The following is a 24,769-nucleotide window of genomic DNA, read 5'->3' on the forward strand; positions in this document are numbered from 1 at the left end:
ATTTAATGTAGTGGAAAGCATTGTATTGAGGAGGAGAACTAGTGAATACATCGAACGGAAAGACCATTCAGGAAGAGGCTCGTTTATACGAAGAACTGCGTTGTGCGCTGGAAGATGTGCCGCAAGGGAAAGAACGGCAGGAAGTGATGCAGCGAATGATTCGTCAGCTAAAGTTCGCCAACTGGCGCAATGGACGTTTGAATGGGATCAAGGCGTATTGGAGTGACGCTAGACCAGTGAAGTTATGGATCTGGGTGGCTACTGGAGCGCTGGCACCTGTTGTTTTTTTCTGTTTATTTGTATGGGTATCTCTTTGGGTGGAATGATTTGATCTCACAGGTACTAAGCTTGTGTGATACAGGTCCGTAGGGATGAACTTATGCTCTGTAAAAACAACGTCAATAGCATAGGGTTCTTTGGAATAAACCAAGCTTGCTTTTTCAGCCTTATTTCCAGTATCAACTTCCTGTTGTGAATTTTAGAATCTCTTAATGTTTAATAGCTTGTTTACTTGATTTTCTTATCTTAAAGTTCTTTTGGTACAACAGCGGTTTGTACTTCAAACGCAACATAAAAAAACAGTTAGAAACGGCAGAGTGATGCTCTCCGGGACTAACTGTTCTAGATGGCAACAGGTCACATTTTTCAAAAATTTTTAGTCTTGTTTATTCATCGCCTTGACCTGACCGTGTACATATTCATGGTAGTCGCGAAAACTGCTGATATGGTGAAGGGCATCCGTCTTCGCAGATTGGATTTTAATTTTTCCGGACGACGGATTGTTTTTCATTTCGGTGACAGCATTTTTGGAGCCTTCGATATCCCCTGACATCTCCTGAATGCGTTGCAGCAAAGCAGGGTGGCCCTCATATTGAAGCATCTCGGCGAGCGGTCTCATCTCTTCCAGTTTTTGACCTGAACGTTCCAGCGTTGTCATGACCTGATCACCATCGGTGTTAACGCTCAGCGAGACCATACGATGGATATGATCTTTCTCCATACGTTCCAGAGCTTCAAGGTGAGAAGCTTCTAACCGTTTGGGATCTCCCCAGCCTTGGATCTGTTCATTCTGGCCTGACTGGTCCGTTGCCGAATGGTTGCTATTATTATTCCCGTTCCCGCATCCCCAAATCAAGGATGTACATACCAGGATTACTCCAATCGTTGCTATACGTTTTAAACTCATATGGTCACTCCTTCAAAAATTTCCTGAAGGTAGTATGAGCTGTTTTTTCCAAAAACATGCCTGATTTTTAAAGGATACATCCCTATTCTCGGATTGATGAGGAAGTAACAAGGCTGGGCATCGATGTCAACACAGGTTAAGCAAGGAGGGAACATAAATATGACGATTTATAAAAATACAATCTGGCGCGGGGCGAGTATCCTGCTATATCCTGCCATCATTTTCTTTTTTCAGAGCTGGGGCCCTATCTTAAACTCCTGGATTGTTCCGATCGTATTTGCGGCTATATTTTGCTTTCTCTGGAGTGACGTCAAGGATATGCTGGCTTCGACGATACTAACATGGGTTGTTGCTATTCCGATATGGTGGTACTTTGTGGAGCGTCCAAAGCCGTCGTTTGGTGCTGAAAATTTTGAAGGTCATCTGTGGTTGATCATTCTGGTGTATATAGCCTTTGTGTTTATCCCACAGCTCATGATTCTGACTACGCGGTTGCTGATCATGAACTATTATTCGGAAGTAAGCCGGCAGAGGAGGGGATAACGTGAAGATGATGAAACGAATTAACAAGCCGTACCTCATTTTTTTATTATGGAACGTGCTTATGGTTTTTGCCGTAGATGGAATGACCATTAAGCATGAAATGGGCAAAGGGGTATCTGGGAATGGCAATCTGGGCATTATTGCTTTATTTCCATCTGTGCTTACTTTTCTGATCTTATGTGTCTGGACAGTGTATGTCACAAAATGGTGGTTTTACGACCAACGTGAGTACTGGGGGAGATGGGGCAATGCGGTGATCAGTGTTGTTGCCGCAGCGTTGTGTGTATTGTCTGTCTTCTGGGAGATCTATATCTTTGAAGACCTGCGCGTACAGCTTAACGGTTATACACACGACCCGGAATCGGCAGTGTATCGTTTTGGCTGGTTGAACCAATATACGAATACGCTGTACTACAACTTCTCGATTTTACTGTTTGGCGTATCTTTCGCGGTAATAATCGGTTGGTTTCTGGAACAGGTGCAGCGTCTACGCCCCAAATCTTGATGGCAACGATGTTGCATGTCCGGGTGGAGAGCTTTATTTTTAATGAACTACCTTTATACCTATATCTACGCTGAAAGAAATGATGTCTAGAAGCCCTCCTGCTGAACATGTTTTGTTATCAGCAGAAGGGCTTCTTCCTTATGTCCAGAAACGGCATGAACATTGAGACTACAGCGAGAACAGAAAGCCATCTTTCCCTCTCGGTCACATCCAGAATGGCGAGAAAAACAAGACGTGACAAATCCGTCTGGCACTGAGCAAAATAATGAGATGGCTAACCAGATGGTGATCTGACCTCTTTTCCGCTCCATGTCCATACCCTCCCATTGCAATGCGTTTTGGTTAGATTGTACAGACTATGAGATAATGATTCGTTTTTCAGTTTTTTACACAGAAAAAGCAGCCCGAGATGGACGGAGGGGAAAGAAAGCTATAACATATACGATATAAGGTATAGATCAAGGGATGAAGTATAAGCTGTGAAAAGTGAAGTAAGAGGTAACGAGTGTACGATATCGACTATAAGGAATAAGTTAGGGATCAAGCTTATGGAATAGGAATGAGCTATCCATCAGGCTATGCAGGGTGAGTATTACTGGGGAGGATTTAGAGTTTAGGAGTAAATTTTGAATCGAATTGTAGGTTGAGGTGCCACTTTCTCACCACTTAAATATTCTAACGATCTCAGATGAGCTTATTTAAGCAAAATGGGGGGTTCTGGAATTCTAACGATCACCAGGAGCCTTATTTTGCTGGAAATATAAGATTAACGCCCATTTTTGAAGCAATTCTCCGAAATAAGGTTTCCTGAGATCGTTAGAATATAAAAAGGTGGGATATTACTCCAATAGCGTTCTTGGTGATCGTTAGAGAAATATATCCTCATTCACACTCGACTCAGCATCCACATCCGCTTCCGCTTCACAGAACTATGGACAAGCACTTGTAACACTTAATCTCACTATGTGGCGCACAATCTCACTATGTAACACTTAATCTCACTATGTGGCGCACAATCTCACTATGTAACACTGGATCTCACTATGTAACACTCGCTCTCACCATATAGCACTCAATCTCACCATGCGGCACTTGATCTCACCATGTAGCACTCAATCTCAATATGCATAACTGAAAAACACCATGTAGCACTTAATGTCACACTATATCACTCAAGAAACAGGGAGGAAACTTGCAATGACACAATCAGCAAAATCACCTGAAGAGATTAAAGTAGGCTTTATTGGAACGGGCGTTATGGGCAAAAGCATGGCTGGTCACATTCAGCGTGCAGGGTATCCGCTTCATGTATACACGCGCACTGCCGCCAAGGCAGAAGCGCTCGTGAAGGAAGGGGCTGTCTGGCATGAAACGCCTGCGGAACTGGCTGCCGCTTGTGATGTCATCATCACCATGGTGGGATATCCGAAAGATGTAGAGGAGATCTATCTCGGAGAAGGCGGGCTTGTTGCTCATGCCAAACCAGGTTCAATCCTGATTGACATGACTACCTCCAGTCCGCTGCTGGCTGCGCGCATCGCAGAAGCTGCGACAGCCAAAGGTTTACATGCACTGGACGCGCCTGTATCCGGCGGCGATATCGGCGCAAGGGACGGTAGGCTGTCCATTATGGTTGGTGGTGATGCAGAAGCTTATGAAGCGGTGCGTCCGATTTTGGAGCAGATGGGCACGAACATTGTGCTGCAAGGCAAGCCGGGCGCCGGGCAACATACCAAAATGTGCAACCAGATTGCCATCGCCTCTGGCATGCTCGGCGTATGCGAAGCACTCGCCTATGCCAAGACGTCGGGACTGGACGCGGAGAATGTGCTGAAGAGTATTGCGACCGGTGCAGCCGGAAGCTGGTCCCTCAGCAACCTGGGTCCGCGCATGATCGCAGGCGACTATGAGCCTGGATTCTATGTGAAACATTTTATCAAAGACATGGGCATTGCACTGGAATCTGCTCAAGCGATGGGCATGAACACGCCTGGACTGGCTCTGGCGGAATCGCTCTATCAGGAAATATCGAAGAACGGCTTGGACGAGAAAGGTACACAAGTGCTGTACACGTACTATCTCCAGGCTTAGAAGATGAACATGGGAAGACAGCAGCGGACTCTTTGACTTAGGAAAAAGGGGATGCTGCTTTTTCTTTATATATTGGAATTGAAGTGAACCTGATACGGATTTGATATGAACTTTATGTAATTTTGAAGTGTGTCTAAAGTCGCAGGTTGGGGTATATACTGTCGTGCACATTTAACGAATCCGTGAATTTAATGAAAGTCTCTTTATTTTTGTTCGACTTTATCCGACATAAGGTATAGAAGTTTACATGATAAACGGTATTAAGCATCTACATAATTCATAATTCATAATCCATAACTTATACACCATTCCAATTAGAACGGAGCTTACCTATGTTCAAGAAAATTTGGTCTCTGTTCAAGACCCAGCCAGAGCTTGTGAGCCCGCTTACCGATTCTGTTGCAGCTTCGGCTTTGCCGACGGCTACAGCTATTCCTCCACGTCTGGTCCGTAGTCGGCGCAAAAAGAAGAAGTCCGAACCCGATTGGATCAGTACGCCCCAAGAGCCAACGACCGCCGAACTTCTGGTTGGTTTGCCCAGTGAATATAAAGTGTTGAATGATCTGCTGGTTTCCAATCCGAAGTCACGTTCGGGATATTCTCAGATTGATCATGTGGTGATTGGGCCGCGGGCGATCTTTGTCATCGAAACCCGGAACCTGACCACTGGAGAGATTCGCGGTGGACGCCGGGAGGCGAATTGGTCGGTGAGCAGCAGCCGTGTCAAAATGTATAATCCGCTCATGCAGCACCGTGCTCATGTTGAAGCCATTCAGGCTCATCTTGGAGATTACAAGCGCGTTCGGCTTGTCTCCATGGTGACGTTCACGAACCGTTGTCGTATCAGTGTTGATCCAGCCGTAAGGTACGTCAACTCCGATGAAATGATTATTTACGATCATGAATTGGTCGAGACCATTCAGCGCAAGACTGAGCGACTTGAGAGCGAGCTTCCCGAAACGTTGTATCAAGAGCAGGACACTCAGGCGATTTGGAACATGTTGAACACCGTGAATTCAACGGACCATCAGATCCGGGCCGAGCATATGGCGAAAGCTAAAGGGATTAAATAGACGATTGTATAGCTAATTAATTCAATCCCAGGATACAGAAAACAAGTAAAGATGCGAGTAGATGAGTAGTGTAATAAATAGTGAGCTGTCAGGGTGCTGAGTCAGTCATTTTCGAATATATTCATGGTCAAACTCATAATCAAACTCATAATCAAACTCATAGTCAAAATCATAGCCACAGTCAGATTCAGCAAAAAAATCTAAGAAACAGGGATATTCCGGACTGCCGTGTCAGCCTCCGGAATATCTCTGTTTGCGTTACATGTTAACCATTAAGGTAAATGAATCGTTTGGATATGGCTGAGGTGCATGAACCGGGCACTACCTTCTGCATCAATAACTTCTAGCAACTTGTTGTTTATATTTTTGAGCAAGCCGGTCTGTTCAGGTTTGTAACCCAAGTTCAAGATGACGAGTTCTCCTGCCATTTTGAGCAGCTGTTGATCAAGTGTACGGGAGAGTGAGATCGAAGATGGCTGTATTGGGAAATGTTGATGATCCATCGCAAATGGTCTGCTGTTAGAGGGAGAGGGAATGATATATTTCAGATGATGGATGGAAACATAGACGGATTGGTGCAAAGGAGAGTAGAAGATAAAATAATCATTCATGATGCCGGTAATATAACCATGCAGCGTTCGTCCACCGATGGAAATTTCACTAAATTTGCCGCGAGCATTCATCAGTACTTTTCGATAAGAGATATTGTCATGGTCCATTTCCGGATCTGGTGCAGGCACGTCCACATGATTGGAATTTTCTTCTGATTTCATAAACCGCATCGTTTGAAGATGATGGAGTGGCACATAAATGTAGCGTTGATTTCCATACACAACCATCATATCTTCGCCTGCGTCAATAACCTCCCCCTGAATGGGCAGCTTACAGCCGGACAGTTCAAACTCAACTATTTTACCTAACCAAATCGTTGCAGATTTCACAGTATACCTCCTCTCAAAATAGCATAGTCACCCAGATATATAAGGAAAATAAGCTAATAATTAAACTTATGGGTATCACAATGAAGGTTACTTTCATATACTGTTTCCATGAGACTCGAATATGATGGGTCCGTAATATATACATCCAAATTAAGGTGGCAAGTGTACCTATGGGGGTTAATAACGCTCCAATGTCACTCCCCAGAATGTTGGCGAGGTATGCCAGATGCATCTGGGTTTCACTCAGATGAAGGTCAGTAACAGCGAATGTTCCGATCATGACCGAAGGCAGATTGTTGAACAAATTAGATAACACCGTAAGCAGTAACCCGGATACAGCAATCAGACTGGCATTTCCTTTTTCGGCGATTGGACCTGTGAATTCGGTAATCCATGTTGTCATGCCGGCTCGGTGCAGACTGTCCACAATGATATAGATGCTGAAGGCAAAGAGAAGAATATGCCACGGCGTCTGTGTGACGACATCTTTCAGTCCGGATCGTGTACGATACCACCGTACAGCAAGCATCAGAACAACTCCGGTGATGGCGACAATCTCCATGTGTATACCGAATTGCTCAGCGAGAAAGTAACCTGCCCGAATCAATACAACGATCCCGATACAGACACGGAACAACCACCAGTCTACATTGTTTTTGGAGTGATCCGATTCGGATTCGGTTGTCTGTAGTGGATGATAACCTGCTCCAGACGAATTTTGCATGGATACGGGGAACTGATGAATACCTTTGGGTATGCTTCTGCGAAAATAGTAGAGCAGCAGGAAAGTCATGGCGATAATTCCGACCATGGAGGGTACAAACATCATCTGAGTATAGGTATTCAGATTTAATCCCACCATCTTCAAGGCGATCAGGTTAGCCAGATTACTGAGTCCGATGGGAGCACTGGAAGCCGTAGCAATGAGTGCACCGGAGATGAGGTAGGGTAGCTGCTGATGAATTTTCAGACGTAACATGGAACAGATTCGAATGATGATGGGGGTCGTGATCAGAATGCTGCCGTCATTGTTGAAGAAGATGGTCATGAGGAAACAGAGTAATACAATTAGCCAGAACAATCGAAGGCCGGAGCCTCGTGCCTTTTCAATCATGTTCACAGCGATCCAGCGAAAAAAGCCGATGCTGTCCAGAATAATGGACATGACAATGGTGGAGAGAATTGTAATCGCTGCACCGGATACAATTTCGAAAATGCCCAGGATATGTCCCAAACTGCTTACTCCGGTCAGGATAAGAAGCAGCGCGCCAAGCGAAGTCGGTATGGATTCATTTAATCCGCCAGGCCGCCACATCAGGAAGATAACCGTGATAATAAATACCCCGAAGGTCAACCACAACTGGTAATCAGGCATTTACTGTGATTCACCTCCCAGGGGGAGAAGTCCTTGTGAAGACTGTTTCAGATGTTCATGAGTCGAAGTGGGCCTTCCCGGCGTAACGAGCCAATACAAAGGCACACCTGTCAAGACGATTGCGATAAAGATCAGCATGATCATTCCCCCCTTTAAACTGGCAGTAACTTAGCTTCTGATCAGACTTGAATTACCGTTTGCCACCAGACTTATTCCCGCGAGATTGATTTCCCCGTGATTTGTTGTTTCCACCCGATTTATTCCCGTGAGACTGATTGCCACGTGACTTGTTGTTGTTCGATTTATTCCCTTGTGATTTATTTCCCTGAGATTTGTTTCCGCAAGCCTGGTTGCCTCCACTGCGATTCCCTTGGGAACGATTGCCGCCGGATTGCGTATTTTGTGTTTTGTTGCCTTGGCTTGTGTTTTTGCCGTTGTTGTTACTGCCACTATTATTGTTGTTGCTGCTTCCGCGAACCAGAGAAACGGATTTTACGTGTTGCAGAGGAATACGGATGATTTCCTGATTTTTCAAAGTCAGAATTAATTGATTCTGGTTGGCATCGGCCAGGATGCCTTCCACTTTTTCCGGACCTCCCCGGTTGATCTGTACAGGACGGAAGCGCAGTGCCTGCATAACTCCAAGAAATGTGTTCGCTGGAATCGGATTCCCCATGGATCCTCTGGCTCCACCGGAACGACCTGTGTCGGTAATACTTTTAACATGAGAATCACTCACATACACAATACCTTCCTTGCAGTCCACAGCCATGTAGTCCCAGCGTACATCCATCAGTGTGCCTTGCATTGCATCGGGTCCCCCACGATTAATCTTAACTTCTCTTCCAACCAAACCTCTCATTCCATGACCGTTCATAGACATTGTATTTTGCCCCTTCCGTGATATAAGTTCAGATAGGCCGTTGACGGTTGTTGTTTGAATCCCTAGCACTCGTCATTGGAGTCTGTCTGTAGTTTAATCATATGTGTCCGTAACATCAGGGGAGACAGCAGACAACTATTTATATAGTAAAATTGGCAGTAATCTATGATAAAAATGGTAATTTATAGATTTGTGTTACGTACTTCTCCGCAATCTTATATATGAATTTACATATGGTTCCATAAATAGGCTGTACATTCGCCCTTACGGCCTGATGTATCTGTGCATAGGATGATGTAACAGCCTACGGGCTAATCCCACAGGTGACCGAAAGGCGGATGGAAATGACTCTACCTGTCTACCACATCCATGTATCTGCGAATGAATACCAGCAATTAACATCGAACATATGGTCAGAAACGTTTGTGAACGGCACGATGCAGATGGACGGCAAGCAGCTTCCCATTCGAATTCGGTACCGGGGAGGACATACGCGGGCCTATGTGAAAAAATCATTTGAGATTCGTACGTCCAGCCGTACGTTTCACTTTAATGCCGAATATGATGATCCTTCACTGCTGCGGAATGCACTTTCGTTTCGCTTTTTCGAATCCATTCGGGTACCTTCACCTTCTACGCGTCACTGTGTACTGTATCTCAATGGTCAGCTCGCAGGAGTGTATCTACGAATCGAAGGGGTGAAATCCTCTTTTTTTCGCCAAAGGAGAACGCCTGTCCGGAGTATTTTCTATGCCGTCAACGATAACGCCAGTTTTGCACTGTCATCGGGATCATCCGATTCAGGAACCGACCTGTTGTCCGGATACAGCCTGATCCGGGGGAATACGGAGGATCGCCAAAGGCTGCGCAGGTTTATTCAACAATTAAATGGTAAATCCAAAATGGATCTGTTTCGTTTTTTACAATTAAGGGTGGATACCCATAACTATCTGCGCTGGTTGAGCGGGGCTGTGCTGACAGGCAACTTTGACGGATTTCACCAAAACTATACATGGTACGAAAAAGCGAAAAGTCGAAAGTATGGCATTCTACCTTGGGACTATGAAGGGACTTGGGGGAGAAACTGTTACGGTACCAAGGTAAATCCGAATTTGGTTCGCATTCAGGGGTATAACAAGCTTACAAGCCGGCTGCTGGCATTTCGTACGTTCCGAGAGCAGTATAAGAAGTTGATGCAGCATCATCTGGATCATGCATTTACGGAAAAGAGAGTGATGCCGCTGGTATACCGATTGCACGATGAGATCAAGGAAGATGTGAGGAATGATCCTTATATGAAGTGGCCGATCAACGTCTTTCTGAATGAACCCGAGAAGATCCGCACGTATGTGAAAGAGCGCCGTGAGCATGTGGGCACCGCGTTGAGACAGCTGTAAAAGGATGCCCAGGCAACGGGCGACGCTGCCTTGGGTATTTTATTTTGAACAGAGAGCAAGTTCCCGTGTAGTCGATTTCAGGTTAAAATTTGAGGTTAATACTAAGAATGAGAAGAACGTAACGGTGTGTAAAAGAAAAATGCGATATAATAGTCGTATTGGTTACGTGAAATTTTACATAGCTTTAAGGAAAGAGAATAACGGAGCAGATGGTGTGAATGTGATGCAGTATCGCCAGTAACGTGCTCCGGGCCGGAGGAATGGGAATGCTCAAGCTGTTCGTTCACTTGAAGAAGTACCGGGTCGCCGCCATTGCAGCGTTAGTCATGATGCTGATTGAATTAACAGTGGAGCTGGCTCAGCCTTATCTGATCTCCAAAATCATTGATAATGGCATCCAGCAGGGAGACCTGACCGTCGTTTGGATGTGGGGTGGCGTGTTGGTTGGCAGTGCGGTCATTGCGTTTGCCGCCGGGATTGCAAGTTCTTTCTTTGCCTCTCATGCGAGTCTGGGATTTGGATACGATCTGAGAGAGAAGTTGTACGACAAGATGCAAACGTTTTCCTACGCTGTGTTTAATCGGTTTGCGACATCATCGCTAATCACCCGCTTAACAGGGGATGTGACTCAGGTACAGGATACGGTCTTCATGAGCCTGCGGTTCATGACCCGTGTTCCGCTGGTGGTCATCGGCAGTATGATCATGGCTCTGGTGGTGAGTCCGAGACTGGGACTACTGCTCGTTGTTATGGTGCCGGTGCTGCTCGTTGTTGTGATCTGGATGATCAAAAAGGCAGCGCTGCTGTTCCGCAATGTGCAGCGCAGACTGGATGCCGTGAACGGTGTCATCCAGGAGAATCTGACAGGCATCCGGCTAATCCGTGTGTTTGTACGGATGGGCCACGAGATTGAACGCTTTGCCAGCTTCAGCGGCAAGCTGATGAAAGGTACGATCGCCGCGCTGCGTCTGACGGAGACAACGATGCCGTTCATGCTGCTGATGATGAACGGATGTATCATCGCTGTGCTTTGGTTTGGACGGGGAGAGATCGTTTCAAGTTCGGCAACCGTTGGTGAAGTCGTCGCCGTCATTAACTATTTGCTGCGAACCATTGGAGCGCTATCGGCACTTTCATGGATTTTGGTGACATTTTCACGGGCAAGCGCTTCAGCACAGCGTCTGAATGAAGTGTTCGAAACCGAGGATACGTCCGAGACGGACCATACAGGACGGAGAGATCAGGAGATTCCTACAAGGAACGCAGATATCACACGTTCGTTGAATCATGCAGGCAGTGAAGGTTCCGCGAAGACCGTGCAGGAGCGGCGCGTTGTGCAAGGTGAAGTCGAGTTCCGTAACGTAGGTTTCAGTTATCCCAATAGTGAGATTAAAGTGCTGGAGGATATCTCCTTCTCGGCAAAAGCAGGCGAGCGAATTGCCATTATGGGGGCAACCGGATCCGGAAAATCCTCTCTGGTGCAGCTCATTCCACGCCTTTATACGGAAGAACAGGGTGAGGTACGCATTGATGCTGCGGACGCGTCCAGGCTCGATCTGCCGACCCTTCGTCAAGCGATCGGTTACGTTCCTCAGGAAGTTGTTCTGTTTACAGGCTCCGTGCGGGAGAACATTGCTTGGGGACGGGAAGATGCCACGATGGAAGAGATTGTGGAAGCGGCCAAGCGGGCTCAGATTCATGAGACCATCGAGCAGCTGCCGAATGGATATGATACGTTGCTTGGTCAAAGGGGCGTCAACCTCTCAGGTGGACAAAAGCAACGTCTCTCCATTGCGAGAGCATTGGTACGTCGTCCGAGCATTCTTATTCTCGATGACAGCACAAGTGCGCTGGATGTAGCTACCGAAGGCCGACTGCTGAATGCACTTGAGGAGCTTTCTTGTACAACGTTTATTATTACGCAGAAGATCAGTTCAACCACTTCGGCAGATCTGATTCTGCTCCTGGATGATGGACGACTCATTGGTCAGGGGAAACATGAAGACTTGATGGAAACGTCGGAGCTATACCGCCGAATCCATGAATCACAATATGGGGAGGGCGCACAGTATGTTCAAAGCATTCATTGAGCCTTTCCGTCAGCCACGGCCTGTTCTGGATTCCGAGTCACTCCGTTCAGGGGGGCAGGGTAAACCGAAAGCAAGAGCCAAGAACTGGTCAGGCACGCTCGGACGAATCTGGAGTTACCTCTCACGCCGCAAGGTCAAGCTTTCGCTTGTGCTGTTAATGGTATTTGCCAGTTCTGCTCTGGCTCTGCTTGGGCCTTATATGGTCGGGATAGCCATTGACCAATTTATAGCGGGAGAAGCGACCAGTTCAAGCTGGACCTGGTTTCTGCTTGGACTGGCGGCGGTGTATGTCCTCTTCTCCCTCACATCCTGGCTGCAAAATATTTGGATGATTGAGATTGCACAGGAGACCGTATTTCGTATGCGCTATGATCTGTTCGCTCATCTGCATAAGCTGCCGATTCCGTTCTTTGGCAAACGTCAGCAGGGAGAGATTATGAGCCGGGTCACTAACGATATTGAAAATGTCAGCAGTACACTGAACAGCTCGGCGATTCAGATTTTTTCGAGTGTGTTAACCTTAATCGGCACATTAGGTGTGATGTTATGGCTCAGTCCGCTGCTGACATTGCTCACATTTATCGTTGTACCTCTGATGGCTCTGGGGATGCGGTGGATTACCCGTAGAACGGGTCCACTGTTCAAAGAGCGGCAGCGTAATCTGGGTGAACTCAACGGTTATATTGAGGAAACGTTGTCCGGACAAAAGATTATCAAGGCATTTTCACAGGAAGAACGGGTCATTCGTGGCTTCCAGCAGCGTAATATGCGTATTCGGATTTCTGCATTCTGGGCGCAGACGATTTCCGGTTTTATTCCGAAATTAATGAACTCACTCAACAACTTGAGCTTTGCCATTGTCGCAGGCATCGGTGGTATTTTAGCGATTCAAGGCTCCGTTACCGTTGGGGTCATCATTATTTTTGTGGAATATGCGCGTCAATTCACACGTCCGTTGAACGATCTGGCGAATCAGTGGAACACGCTATTGTCTGCCATGGCAGGGGCTGAACGGGTGTTCGAGGTGCTGGATGAGGATGAGGAGGCGAAGGATGAAGGGACGGCGATTGCCCTGGATAACATGCAGGGCAACGTCCGGTTCGACAAGGTGTCGTTTGGATATGATGAGGGGCGTGATATTCTGCGCGGCATTAGCTTTGAAGCGAAACCGGGCGAGATGATCGCGTTGGTCGGACCAACAGGAGCGGGGAAAACAACGCTGATCCAGCTCTTGTCGCGCTTTTATGATCCGACAAGTGGAACGATTACGGTGGATGGGCACAAGGTGGCAACCATTCGGCGGGAAAATCTGCGGTCACACATGGCTTTTGTGTTGCAGGATTCATTTTTGTTCCAGGGAACGATCCGGGAAAATATCCGGTTCGGACGTCTGGATGCAACCGATGAAGAAGTGGAGATCGCCTCCAAGCTGGCCAATGCACATTCCTTTATTATGCGGATGAAGAACGGTTATGAACGGGTACTTCAGGCAGATGGGAGCGGCATTAGCCAAGGGCAGAAGCAACTGCTTGCCATCGCCCGGGCTATCCTGGCTGATCCATCCATTCTGGTACTGGATGAGGCAACCAGCAGCATTGACACGGTGACAGAGATCAAAATTCAGGAGGGTCTGGAACGTCTGATGCATGGCCGCACCAGCTTTGTCATTGCCCACAGGCTGAACACGATTCGTCAGGCCGACCGGATTCTGGTGTTGAAGGACGGTCAACTGCTGGAGCAGGGATCACACGATGAACTGCTGAAGCAAGGCGGATTCTATAGTGAGCTGTATAACAGCCAGCTACGGAAGAAAGCACAATAGAGTGTAAGGTGGCATGAAGCAGGAGAGCGAAACAGGAAGGATTAGAGAATCTACATGTCCTTCCGGTGCATAGACGGCCACGAAGACCGGGCTATTTAAGTTGAAGTATTCATTTACATGTCATCGGAGTGGTTTGTTTAAAAATCTGTAGTGCAATTTAATATAGCGATGTAACCGTAGAAGGATTGGGGCCGGAATGAGTCTTCAATCCTTCTTTTACGATGTGCAGGAAGGAAAAAGAGATCAACTATTGACAGCGTGGTAGTCACAGATGTATATTTAGTTTGCTAACACTTAGATATCTAACATTTAGGGTTTGATTCGAAGTGAAAGTGATTGGTAACCAGAACAAACCATCAAAAACCAGTAATGAAATAAACGTAAATATAAGCAGAACAGGAGGGGAAGATTCATGCGCGAAAACACACCGTATTCAGATTTGTTCCAAACCATTGGCATTAAAATCAAACGTAAAGCTGACGATCAGGTCAACGAACTGGGATTGAATGCACAACAAGGAAGAATCATTGGATATATCTATGAGCATCAGGATGAAGGATTAATTCAGAAAAATCTGGCAGACGCATTCAATCGCAGAGACGCAACGATTACAAGCATGTTAAAAGGACTGGAGAAAAACGGTTATATCGTTCGCAAAATTCCTGCGAATAATGAGCGGCAAAAGAATCTGTACGTGCTGCCGAAGGGTGAACAGGTGATTCATGATGTTGGGAAGATGTTTGCCGCCGTAGAGAACGAGATTGTGAAAAGCTTGACGGATGAAGAACAGGCAACATTGATGCATTTGCTAACCAAGGTTAATCAGAGTTTATAAGTGGATTACGTAACTGGGGATATATAGAGCAGGTAGGATGAACTGCTCACATCTTAAAACTTAGAAATCGAACTGTTAATGTTCTATTAATTAAATAGTAAATGCAGGTGTAATTGTGAGTATAGTTGTAAATGTGATTTTGAAAGTAAATATATCAAGTTGTATCTGTCTTTGCAGATGGTTATGAATTAAGCTTGTTTTTTGATTAAATACTTAGAAATCTAATTGTTAAAGAGTTAAGAAAGGTGGAGAGTTACCATGAAAGAAAAATATTCCAACTCCTATTATCTGGACAAAGCACCTGTCCACAAGTCAATTATGCATCTGTCCATTCCGATGATGCTGGGTATGTCCGCGGGAACGTTATACAACCTTATCAATGCATTTTTTATCGGTCTGGTACATGATACAGGCATGTTTAGCGCCATTACGCTGGGATTGCCGATCTTTACGGTATTAATGGCTTTTGGCAATATGTTCGGGGTAGGCGGTGGCACTTTTATTACACGATTAGCGGCAACGGGGGAGAAGGAAAAAGCGAAACGAGTCGCAGGGTATTCCTTTTATTCGAGCTTGGGCATTGGTCTGTTGATTGCCTTGATCGCCTGGTTGTTTATCTCGCCCATTGTTCAGGGACTGGGAGCGGATCAGGCTGTGTATGAGTACACAAGTCAATATGCCATTACACTTCTGGGCGGAGGGGCTATCGTTATTCTTAATTTTGCGCTGGAACAGCTCGTTCGGTCGGAAGGCGCCTCAAAAGAGTCCATGATCGGCATGTTTATCAGCATTGCAGCCAGCATCGTTCTGGATGTGCTATTGATTCTGGTACTCAATTGGCATGTGATTGGGGCCGCGTTATCGATCGTATTAGCCAATGCTTGTTCAGCAGCCTATTATGTTTGGTTTTTGTCCCGCCGCAGCGAGAATTTGATAGGGTTTCTGGGACATTGGAAACTGCCGGTCAAAGACCAGATGGAAGTATTTAAAATTGGGGTTTCCGAGCTGCTGCAGACCTCTTTTCTGATTGTATCTACGCTGCTACTGAATCATTACGCGATGATCTATGGAGAAAGTGTAGTCGCTGGATTTGGTATTGCTTTACGGGTTGTACAGCTTCCCGAGTTTCTTGCAATGGGTATCTTTATGGGGATTATCCCACTGGTCGCACACAGTTTCGCGAGTCAGAAGTTTGCTCGTTTAAAAGCCACGTATAAGCAGGCCTCGTTATATATCATCGGTATTGGTGTTCTTTTCATAGGCATCGTTTATATGTTCAAGGAACCTGTCATTCGGTTATTCTCTAAGGATGTAGCTGTACTGGAAGCTGGAGGTTCGATTCTGGTGGCGATGTTGATCTCCGCTCTGTTTACCGGATTAACAGGACTGTTTACAGGCATTTTCAAAGCAGCGGGAGAAGGCATCCCGACTAATATCATGGCGATATGTCAGGGCACGCTGTTTATCCCGGTGATTATCATTTTCCACAAGTCTTTTGGTCTTACAGGTATTATCTGGTCTATGACTATAACGGAGATCATTACAAGTATGCTGGGACTCATCCTGTTCGCGTACCACTACAGACGTATGAATAGAATGCACAAACAGGTTGCTGTTTGAAAGGAGATGTACAGGATCTATACTCCTGAATTAATGGAAAAGGTTACCATGACGTGATGAGAACAGATGGATATACTGAAATGAGTTATTGTTCACAAGGAGGTTGTTCATCTGGTTTGAAAAATCCTAAACTTGCATATCGCCTTATATTCTTCAATGCGATTTATGGAATAACCCTTTTGCCCTATCCGGTTGTACTGATCATGAGTGTATATTTATATGCCTATCGGGAGTCTGGTGCACACCCATTGTTAGATACGATAGCGGCAATCCTTATGGCTACGTATCCCATTGGTGTGTTAGCTTCCTTCTTATGCTGGGCATTTTATCATTCGGGCAAAAGTAAATGGGCTACCGGAACTGCGAATTTGTTTCTGGTCTGGGCAGTCGCTTTTCTGATTGTACTGCTTCTCTCAGATTCCCTGTTTTAATAGAGAGATGGTAATCCTACCCGTGAATCCATGGTCTCTGTTCTATAAAATTATAAAAAGAAAAAGGGCGAAACCGGTCAACCCGGATCCGTCCTTTTTCATGTACTCGTTGGTTCATGCACTCGTTAATTTCTCGTGTTCCCTCAATCCAACCTTCAGTTGGTCACCTTCCAGTTATGCACTTCCCGCACTTGTAACGGCTGATGTCTGCGAATGAAATCTTCGACGAGTGCAGCCATATCCGTAGCGCCTTCGTGCAGTACCTTTTTGCCCGGATACATCGCATAATCTCCACCGCCTGCCGCGCGGTAACTGTTCATCACCACGGAGTACTTCTCATCCATCCCCAGCGGCTTTCCTTCACGTTCCAGCTTGACAACCCTGCTGCCCACAGGCCGGGAAATGTTCAGTTCATAATCGATGCCCGCCCACATGTCGTAGTTGTAGTGTTGAGGCTTGGGCTGCATATACGCCGGGTTAACGATCACGTCTCCGGATGCGTCCAGTTCGAAATAACGTGCCGTCTGCTCCAAAGCCTCCCGAATATCTTTCCCGCTGAGTTCAAGCACAGTCAGGGTGTTGGGATAAATGAAGTTCGATAACACATCCCGCACCGTAATTTGGTTACCGAATCCACGAGCTTCTTCGCTAAGCATCGCCGTATTGGAAAGCTGGGCCCCTGTTGCTTCCATCTGCACCTGATGTACAAAATCAATAAAAGGATGCGCCTGCAGCCGCAGCTGTGTGGCACTGGAGATCGATAGATCCCCGTCCCCGGCGACTTCGCCAATCGGCTGATCCAGCCAGGTTTGTGCCGAAGCTTCAAGTTCATCCGTCAGCTTCATTACAACAGGATCAGGCTTGAGATCAGGATGTTCATCTAAAAGCAACAAGCGCGCTTGTTTGTCCGCCACTAAACACTTGCCGTCAGGTGATTGTTGGAGCTGCACAGACACATGACCTAATCCACTGCCATTAAACCCTGGCTGAATCACGGTGACCCCATGAATTTCGGCAGTCAACTGGCGATGCTGATGACCCGTCAGTAGTACGTCGATGCCTTCAATCTCTCGGCAGATTTCGTACGCCTGATTTTCTCCAGTTAAGCGCTCGGCAGCTTCTCCCGTCTCCAGATCACATTCAAATCCCCCATGATAACTGACCACCAGCACATCAGGCTGTTCATATTCCCGTATATACTTCACCCACGCACGAATAGTGTCAAGCGCATTCAGGAAGTGCAGTCCTTCAATATTTTTCGGATGCTCCCAGTTGGGGATGTAATGAGTGGTGGCACCGAGCAACGCGATTTTTACACCAGAAGAGAGAGTCTTGATCATATACGGTTCGCCAAAAGCAGGAATACCTGCTACGTCAGGGGCAAGCGGCAGTGCTGCAATATTGGCAGACAGCCAAGGAAAGCAGGAACCTTCCACCGCTCCGCGCAGTAACTCCTGACCATAGTTAAACTCATGATTGCCCATCACTGCCGCATCGTATCCTAGCTCATTTAACACGTGAATAAAAGGATGAGTCTGCGCTTTAGAGCCATGAGAAGCCGCATAAGAAGCCAGAGGGGAGCCTTGAAGCAAGTCTCCATTATCCACCAGCAGTAATTCAGGCGAACGTTCACGTTCCTGCCGAATCAGAGAAGCGAGCAGGGCAAGACCGGCATGACGATAAGCATTCGTATTGTAATGGATCGGGCGAATTGCTCCGTGAAGGTCACTGGTGAACAGAATATCGAAGTTTGTCGTAGGGGGAATGCGTGTCATTTTACAATCTCCTCTAATATATAAGTTTAGATATATGGCATAATCCGTAGAAAGAAGCAGAAGAACTAGCCTGAATAACGGACGTTAAGCCTTAATCCGAGCGTATTTCCTCTTAATTCATCAACCATAATGAGCCTATTTTAACAGAAGAATGTCACGTTGACAGCCTCCCAGGAAACTTTACAAAACTCCAAATTTCGTTTCACATCACGCGAATATTTGCCAATTATAGTAGACAAGTATTGAAAATTAGAAAAACTTTTGGAGGGTGTTCGATTGAAGAAGTCTGCTTTATTTTTACCATTGTTGATTTTGGTTCTGTTCCTGAGTGCTTGTGGGTCTAATGCTACATCCAATCCGTCCAACGGCGCTGAAGCCAATTCGGGCGCGTCCGGCACATCAACCGACACAGCAGAGAAAGACAAAACCGCTGAAGGTTATGTACCTACGGAACTGACAGTGCAATTCGTTCCTTCCCAGAATGCAGACACCCTTGAAGCAAAAGCAAAACCGCTGGAGAAACTGCTTGGCGACAAGCTCGGCATCCCGGTAAAAGTCAGCGTATCCACGGACTACAACACGATTATTGAAGCGATGTCTTCCAAAAAAGTAGATGTAGGTTTCCTGCCTCCGACGGCTTATGTTCTTGCGAAAGAAAAAGGAGCAGCACAAGTTATTTTGCAAGCACAACGTTTCGGCGTGAATGATGAGACTGGCGCTCCGACAGATCAACTGGCAGATTCGTATAAATCCATGATTATTGTGAAAAAAGACTCCCCGATCCAATCGGTTGAGGATCTGAAAGGCAAGAAAATTGCTTACCAGAACGTAACGTCTTCCGCTGGTTATGTATGGCCTGCAGCCTTGTTGCTGGATCGCGGTATCGATCCGTTGAAAGACGTACAGCCTGTAACCATTAAAGGCCACGACCAAGGTGTTCTTGCCGTGCTTAACGGTGACGTAGATGCAGCAGCTATTTTCCAGGATGCCCGTAACACGGTTTCCAAAGACTACCCGAATGTGTTCAAAGACACACGCGTTCTTGCTTTCACTGAGCCTATTCCTAACGATACGATTGCCGTTCGTACGGACATGAATGCAGATTGGACAGCGAAGATCAAACAAGCCTTCATCGATATCGGTAAAGATACGGAAGGTCACAAGATCATCAAAGAAATCTACACACACGAAGGTTATGTGGAGTCCGATGACAGCAAGTTTGATATCGTTCGCCAGTATAACGAGAAAGTGAAAACCGAGTAGTTTTTCGTTCCAACTAGCAATTCATGACTTTTGTACAGTGAGCAGGCCAGTTCAGCGTAATTGACGCTGTTCTGGCTTGTGCCGTTATTATAAGTTTCTGCTATATAAGCTGAACTAAAGATTTTACACAATCCACTCCGATGACAGAATAACCTTCCAATCGCTGTTATCCCCAGATTTTTTGATCCCTTTTTTAAAAGGGGAAATCCGGTGATAAAGGCGAACGCTCCGCTTTTTCAGGTTTTTTCTGTCCTCTCCGTTCAAGTGTAAATGAATAGTTAAATTTATATAGAAGCAGTGAAAACGATATAAGTTGAACTTTTAATTTACACATCATTCTGTCATCGAAGTGCCTGTGTAAATCATCCTTGGGTTCAACATATATCGATAAATATTATGGATGAAAGAAGGATTAACGCGATGATTGAGCTTCACAACGTGACCAAAACGTATGCTAACGGCACGAAAGGCCTCGATAACATAAATTTGAAATTTAAGCAGGGAGAATTTATCGCTGTAGTCGGTTTGTCTGGTGCAGGCAAGTCTACGCTGCTGCGGTCGATCAACCGGCTGCATGATATTAGTGAAGGTGAAATTTTGATTAACGGTAGCTCCATCACGAAGGCACAAGGCAAGCGCCTGCGTATGATCCGCCGGGATATCGGCATGATCTTCCAGAGCTTCAATCTGGTGAAACGATCCAGCGTGCTACGCAATGTACTGGCTGGTCGGGTGGGGTATCATTCCACACTTCGTACCATTTTGGGTCGTTTTCCAAAAGAGGATGTCGAGCTGGCCTTTGATGCACTGGACCGAGTGAATATCTCCGAGAAGGCGTATTCCCGTGCAGATCAGTTGTCTGGTGGACAGCAACAGCGTGTGGCGATTGCCCGTGTACTCGCTCAGGAAGCAAAAATCATTTTGGCCGATGAACCGGTGGCTTCACTTGATCCGCTGACAACGAAACAGGTGATGGATGACCTCAAACGGATTAATCAGGATCTCGGGATTACTACGATTGTTAATTTGCACTTTATTGATCTGGCGAGAGAGTATGCGACACGTATTGTTGGCTTGCGAGCAGGAGAGGTTGTATTTGATGGTCCGGTGGAAGAAGCGACGGATGAGCGTTTTGCTGAAATTTACGGCAGACCGATTCTGGCCGATGAATTGCTGGACAAGCAGGCTGCGCATGAGCAGGAAGAAGTGCTGGTATGAAGGGACAAACCAACGTTTCACTTGAACATGAAGGGCGCTCAGGCGCGGGGATGGAACCTGGCTCCAGCCCGAAGCAGATTGTAAATCGCCCCAAACCACCGGGGAAAACCAAACATGTGCTCACGCTAGTTATCATTGGGTTGCTCTTGTGGGCGAGTGCGAAGCAAACGGATGCGAGCTTTGCCGAACTGTTCACAGGTGGACCGGAGATGTGGAAGCTGCTGAAGGAGATGTTTCCGCCACGCTGGAGTTATTTCGACAATATCGTTCAGGGCATGCTGGAGACGATTCGCATGGCTTTATTGGGAACAACCATCGGTGCCATTTTTGCGATTCCCATCTCGATTATCTGTGCAGGTAATCTTGCGCCGAGCCGCTGGATCTATTATCCGGCACGTTTTCTGCTGAACTTGATTCGTACGGTCCCCGATTTGCTGCTGGCGGCGTTGTTCGTTGCTGTCTTTGGGCTGGGGCCGATTCCGGGTATTTTCGCGCTGGCTGTATTCTCGGTGGGACTAATCGCCAAGCTCACGTATGAAACGCTGGAGACGATCGACAAAGGACCGCTTGAAGCGATGACGGCTGTGGGTATGAACCGAATGCAGCTAATTGTGTACGGGGTTGTTCCTCAAATTGCTGCACAGTTTACGTCTTATGTGTTGTATGCATTCGAAATTAATGTACGTGCGGCAGCCATTCTTGGACTCGTTGGAGCTGGAGGAATTGGACTTTATTACGAAGCGACACTCGGATTCCTGGAGTATGACAAGACGAATACCATTATTATTTTCACACTGGCCATCGTTCTGATTATCGACTATGTGAGCACTAAGCTGCGGGAGAAATTGTTATGATGAAAAAGGAAGCGAGCCGTATTCGGCCAAGGCCTAAACAACGGAAAAATCCGCTGCGCTGGCTTATCATTCTGCTGTTAATTCTGATCTATGCGTGGGCTCTTGCGGGCGTACCCTTTACCGGATTCAAGGAAACTGCCGGACAGATTATGAAAGCTATTATCGCGGGCATTTTCTCGCCCGACTGGAATTTTGTCTATTTGCCTGAAGGCGAGGATTTGCTGCGCGGACTGCTGGATACACTCGCGATTTCCGTGCTGGGTACGGTAATCTCTGCTGTGCTCTGTATCCCGTTTGCTTTCTGGTCTGCACGGAATATGAGTGGACATCGAGCGATTTCGGGAGCGGGTAAAATGATGCTTAGTTTCATCCGTACATTTCCCGAGATTATTATGGCACTCTTGTTCATTAAGGCTGTAGGTCCCGGATCATTCGCAGGGGTGTTAGCCCTTGGACTACACTCGATCGGTATGCTGGGTAAACTGTATGCAGATGAAGTTGAAAATATTGACTACGGCCCGTCCGAAGCGTTACTAGCTTCCGGAGCGACCCGGATGCAGCAGCTCTGGTTTGCCATCTTGCCGCAGGTTATTCCGGGATTCCTGAACTATACGTTGTATCGGTTCGAAATTAATGTCCGTTCTGCCACGATCCTCGGCGTAATCGGCGCGGGTGGTATCGGTACACCGCTGATCTTTGCACTCAGCACACGCAACTGGCCGCGTGTCGGCATTATCCTGCTCGGCATTATCGTGATGATCACGATTATTGACCTGATCTCGGGGTATATTCGGAAGAAGCTGGTGTAGGTAAGAAATAAAGTGGTAGGAAAAAAGGCTATCTTTTGCTGGATGTTGCGGCATTAGGTAGTCTTTTTTGTTGGTTTAAAATAAACAGGCTCTAAATCTAGCCTATGTGTTAATAATTCCTTATATTTCAGATAAAATAAGTAGTGAAAATATATTTACAATTTGTTCAAGTCTCTATTCAATTATTTGTAAGTTATTCCGATTTTAATATGAGAAGGAGGTGAATTTCATTTTGAGAATTATTTTACCTATTATTGCATCGATATTGAGTATTGGAGGAGGATGGCTTTTTGCCTATTTAATAATACTATTGATGTTATCCGGAGACGGAGGCCTCATTATCTTTGACGTTCCTCCAGCAAGTCATACTCTCTTGTATCTTGTATTAACACTTCTTCCGTTTGTTGTCGCGGTGTATGTACTTAACAAGAAGGAGAAGTCAGGAATAATTGGAACCATTATCGTTTCTTTTATAGCATCTGTTGTAATGTATTTTATAGTAATTCCAAACCAAAGCGCAATTGAAGACTTCTTTAGAACGCCTTCGAAACATGTCCAATTGGAGATTCAGAGTCAAGTTCAACAAGTTATTGATCGTAACCATCTGCCATTTGTTATAGATCAAAAAGTAAGTGAAAGACGAACCCATGATGCTGCAATTCGAACGGTTGTCTATATGAATATGACAACGGAAGGAGATTTACAAAAAAACGAGATTAAGCCACTAGCCAGGATGTCATTTGAGACAGACGTTAGGCTAATTATTAAAGACAAAGCGGATGTCAATCATGTCTCCATTGTAATTGATAAGGGCAAAGAAGTAAGTTGTAGTGATGAATTTTATTGTAGATAGCTGAATTTAAGAATCAGAATCAACTTTACATATTATTTTCTCCTAAAAAAAGCACTGCTCCCGTTTGTTATGGAGATATATTTGATGAAGCGAAAAGAACAATATGTGTTTATCGAAATTATCGTCTATCTGTTTGTTGCATCGTGGATACTCGGATTTATATGGTTTGTAAACTCGTAGGGAAAGATATAGTTGGCAAAAACTTGGAGATGCCTGTGTTATAATTGTAGAAGATGCCCGAGATTAATAGATATTGCTGGAGATAGAACTTATAAAAATTGCTAGGGAAATCGAATGGGATTGAAAAGTCGGTTGCCGGATGAATATTACCGTAGGACAAGTCGAAATGTACATAATTGAGTTTGGTGTAGAGCTTCATAAGATAACTTTTAAAAGGTGAAGAGAGCAGAACTTTTGATGAGGAGGTAACCGATCCCATGGATAAATTTTATTTGATATGGACCATGTTTATGGTCCTAATCTTGCTGTATCGAATGATCTTTCAGAAGTTTAAAAAACATAACCGGGAAAATATCGGACTCAGTGCGATTCTCATTATTTTCACAGGCAGCAGTTATTCACTCACGCAGATGAATCTGGTTTTTGTCATGGGTATCTTGGCCTTAGCGGCCTGTTGTGCGGTGTGGAACAGTATTCTTTTTGTAAGGGACGGTTATGAGAAACCTCGACTGAGATGAGTTGATTTACGCTACGTTTAAGGATCGTGTAGAGAATATATACAAGTAGGTTAGCTAACCCTCATGAATTGAGGAGGGGAAGGTACTTTCGAACCTGGCTCGAATCGCTAACGATCACCAGAAGCCTTATTTAGCCTAAAAAGCCTTTATTAAAATTCTAACGATCCGCACAGACGCTATTTGTTGTATTTAGCCCGATTTCCCCCTCAAAACACTGAAAAATAGCCAAATAGCGTCGCTGGTGATCGTTAGAATTTTAAACGAGGCAAAAAGGGGCAAATAAGCTCTCTCATGATCGTTAGCGCTGAGGGAGTAGAGGGGTCGAGGGAGTAATGGCATGCCAGCAATAAAACCGCAAAACTGCAAAACTGCAAAACCGTAAAATCGAAAAACTGAAATAAAAAAGCAAAAAACCGAGACCACCGCGGCCTGTTTCCTGGCGACCGGATTGGTTTCGGTTTTTCGCTATTGCTGACGTTACTGATTAGCTTAGACTACTATCGTCGT

At 45.8% G+C, this 24,769-nt stretch carries 23 protein-coding genes; 17 read left to right on the forward strand and 6 right to left on the reverse strand.

Annotation, left to right across the window (positions count from 1 at the left end):
• Positions 1-41 precede the first annotated feature (41 nt).
• Positions 42-326 (forward strand): hypothetical protein, encoded by a 285-nt coding sequence (locus ACUTVW_RS00255; protein WP_445643940.1) that lies wholly within the window; start codon positions 42-44, stop codon positions 324-326.
• Between the two features lie 329 nt (positions 327-655).
• On the opposite strand, the gene ACUTVW_RS00260 is transcribed toward ACUTVW_RS00255, so the two are convergent.
• A complete protein-coding gene (locus ACUTVW_RS00260) occupies positions 656-1,186 on the reverse strand; it encodes a hypothetical protein (RefSeq protein ID WP_445643941.1) in 531 nt (176 codons plus the stop codon).
• Positions 1,187-1,345: 159 nt separating this feature from the next.
• Here ACUTVW_RS00260 and ACUTVW_RS00265 point away from each other — a divergent pair, with 159 nt between their 5' ends.
• The 4 genes from ACUTVW_RS00265 (at position 1,346) to ACUTVW_RS00280 (ending at position 5,398) form a co-directional block, all read left to right on the forward strand.
• On the forward strand, positions 1,346-1,729 hold the full coding sequence (locus ACUTVW_RS00265; protein ID WP_445643942.1) for a hypothetical protein: 384 nt from the start codon (positions 1,346-1,348) through the stop codon (positions 1,727-1,729).
• A gap of 1 nt (position 1,730) precedes the next feature.
• Positions 1,731-2,234 (forward strand): hypothetical protein, encoded by a 504-nt coding sequence (locus ACUTVW_RS00270; protein WP_445643943.1) that lies wholly within the window; start codon positions 1,731-1,733, stop codon positions 2,232-2,234.
• 1,197 nt (positions 2,235-3,431) lie between these two features.
• Positions 3,432-4,325, forward strand: a complete 894-nt coding sequence (locus tag ACUTVW_RS00275) for an NAD(P)-dependent oxidoreductase (protein WP_445643944.1) — start codon at positions 3,432-3,434, stop codon at positions 4,323-4,325.
• Between the two features lie 332 nt (positions 4,326-4,657).
• On the forward strand, positions 4,658-5,398 hold the full coding sequence (locus tag ACUTVW_RS00280; RefSeq protein WP_445643945.1) for a nuclease-related domain-containing protein: 741 nt from the start codon (positions 4,658-4,660) through the stop codon (positions 5,396-5,398).
• Positions 5,399-5,670: 272 nt separating this feature from the next.
• Here the strand turns inward: ACUTVW_RS00280 and ACUTVW_RS00285 are convergent, their stop codons facing one another.
• Genes ACUTVW_RS00285 through ACUTVW_RS00300 form a run of 4 tightly spaced genes read right to left on the reverse strand, consistent with a single transcriptional unit; the run spans position 5,671 to position 8,597 of the window.
• Positions 5,671-6,339 carry a DUF2642 domain-containing protein gene (locus ACUTVW_RS00285; protein ID WP_445643946.1) on the reverse strand — a complete coding sequence of 223 codons (669 nt, stop codon included), beginning with the start codon at positions 6,337-6,339 and terminating at the stop codon, positions 5,671-5,673.
• A gap of 13 nt (positions 6,340-6,352) precedes the next feature.
• Positions 6,353-7,714: an arsenic transporter gene (locus ACUTVW_RS00290; protein WP_445643947.1), complete on the reverse strand. Its 1,362-nt coding sequence runs from the start codon at positions 7,712-7,714 to the stop codon at positions 6,353-6,355.
• Entirely contained in the window at positions 7,715-7,852 is a 138-nt protein-coding gene (locus ACUTVW_RS00295) for a hypothetical protein (RefSeq protein WP_434752714.1), read from the reverse strand.
• A 52-nt stretch (positions 7,853-7,904) separates the two neighbouring features.
• Complete coding sequence (locus tag ACUTVW_RS00300) at positions 7,905-8,597, reverse strand: DUF6897 domain-containing protein (protein WP_445643948.1); 693 nt, start codon at positions 8,595-8,597, stop codon at positions 7,905-7,907.
• 338 nt (positions 8,598-8,935) lie between these two features.
• On the opposite strand from ACUTVW_RS00300, the gene ACUTVW_RS00305 reads away from it, so the two are divergent.
• From ACUTVW_RS00305 to ACUTVW_RS00330, 6 genes are all read left to right on the forward strand, one after another.
• On the forward strand, positions 8,936-9,994 hold the full coding sequence (locus ACUTVW_RS00305) for a CotH kinase family protein (RefSeq protein WP_445643949.1): 1,059 nt from the start codon (positions 8,936-8,938) through the stop codon (positions 9,992-9,994).
• Positions 9,995-10,254: 260 nt separating this feature from the next.
• Positions 10,255-12,084 (forward strand): ABC transporter ATP-binding protein, encoded by a 1,830-nt coding sequence (locus ACUTVW_RS00310; protein WP_445643950.1) that lies wholly within the window; start codon positions 10,255-10,257, stop codon positions 12,082-12,084.
• Complete coding sequence (locus tag ACUTVW_RS00315; RefSeq protein WP_445643951.1) at positions 12,065-13,906, forward strand: ABC transporter ATP-binding protein; 1,842 nt, start codon at positions 12,065-12,067, stop codon at positions 13,904-13,906. Before ACUTVW_RS00310 ends, ACUTVW_RS00315 begins: the two co-directional genes overlap by 20 nt.
• A gap of 412 nt (positions 13,907-14,318) precedes the next feature.
• A complete protein-coding gene (locus ACUTVW_RS00320; RefSeq protein ID WP_445643952.1) occupies positions 14,319-14,741 on the forward strand; it encodes a MarR family winged helix-turn-helix transcriptional regulator in 423 nt (140 codons plus the stop codon).
• A gap of 258 nt (positions 14,742-14,999) precedes the next feature.
• Complete coding sequence (locus ACUTVW_RS00325; protein WP_445643953.1) at positions 15,000-16,361, forward strand: MATE family efflux transporter; 1,362 nt, start codon at positions 15,000-15,002, stop codon at positions 16,359-16,361.
• Between the two features lie 116 nt (positions 16,362-16,477).
• Entirely contained in the window at positions 16,478-16,792 is a 315-nt protein-coding gene (locus tag ACUTVW_RS00330; RefSeq protein ID WP_445643954.1) for a hypothetical protein, read from the forward strand.
• Between the two features lie 155 nt (positions 16,793-16,947).
• On the opposite strand, the gene ACUTVW_RS00335 is transcribed toward ACUTVW_RS00330, so the two are convergent.
• Entirely contained in the window at positions 16,948-18,567 is a 1,620-nt protein-coding gene (locus ACUTVW_RS00335) for a bifunctional metallophosphatase/5'-nucleotidase (RefSeq protein WP_445643955.1), read from the reverse strand.
• Between the two features lie 276 nt (positions 18,568-18,843).
• Here ACUTVW_RS00335 and ACUTVW_RS00340 point away from each other — a divergent pair, with 276 nt between their 5' ends.
• From ACUTVW_RS00340 to ACUTVW_RS00365, 6 genes are all read left to right on the forward strand, one after another.
• On the forward strand, positions 18,844-19,830 hold the full coding sequence (locus ACUTVW_RS00340; RefSeq protein ID WP_445643956.1) for a phosphate/phosphite/phosphonate ABC transporter substrate-binding protein: 987 nt from the start codon (positions 18,844-18,846) through the stop codon (positions 19,828-19,830).
• Between the two features lie 420 nt (positions 19,831-20,250).
• The gene (gene phnC, locus ACUTVW_RS00345; protein ID WP_445643957.1) at positions 20,251-21,048 is read left to right on the forward strand and encodes a phosphonate ABC transporter ATP-binding protein; all 798 of its coding nucleotides are present in this window, start codon (positions 20,251-20,253) and stop codon (positions 21,046-21,048) included.
• Positions 21,049-21,098: 50 nt separating this feature from the next.
• Complete coding sequence (phnE, locus tag ACUTVW_RS00350) at positions 21,099-21,902, forward strand: phosphonate ABC transporter, permease protein PhnE (RefSeq protein ID WP_445644937.1); 804 nt, start codon at positions 21,099-21,101, stop codon at positions 21,900-21,902.
• Entirely contained in the window at positions 21,899-22,711 is an 813-nt protein-coding gene (phnE, locus tag ACUTVW_RS00355) for a phosphonate ABC transporter, permease protein PhnE (RefSeq protein WP_445643958.1), read from the forward strand. Before phnE (ACUTVW_RS00350) ends, phnE (ACUTVW_RS00355) begins: the two co-directional genes overlap by 4 nt.
• Before the next feature lie 232 nt (positions 22,712-22,943).
• Positions 22,944-23,564, forward strand: coding sequence for a hypothetical protein (locus tag ACUTVW_RS00360; protein WP_445643959.1), 621 nt, complete (start codon positions 22,944-22,946; stop codon positions 23,562-23,564).
• A 437-nt stretch (positions 23,565-24,001) separates the two neighbouring features.
• Positions 24,002-24,262 carry a hypothetical protein gene (locus ACUTVW_RS00365; protein ID WP_445643960.1) on the forward strand — a complete coding sequence of 87 codons (261 nt, stop codon included), beginning with the start codon at positions 24,002-24,004 and terminating at the stop codon, positions 24,260-24,262.
• Positions 24,263-24,769: the final 507 nt, after the last annotated feature.

The sequence above is a fragment of the Paenibacillus sp. TSA_86.1 genome (assembly GCF_052691815.1).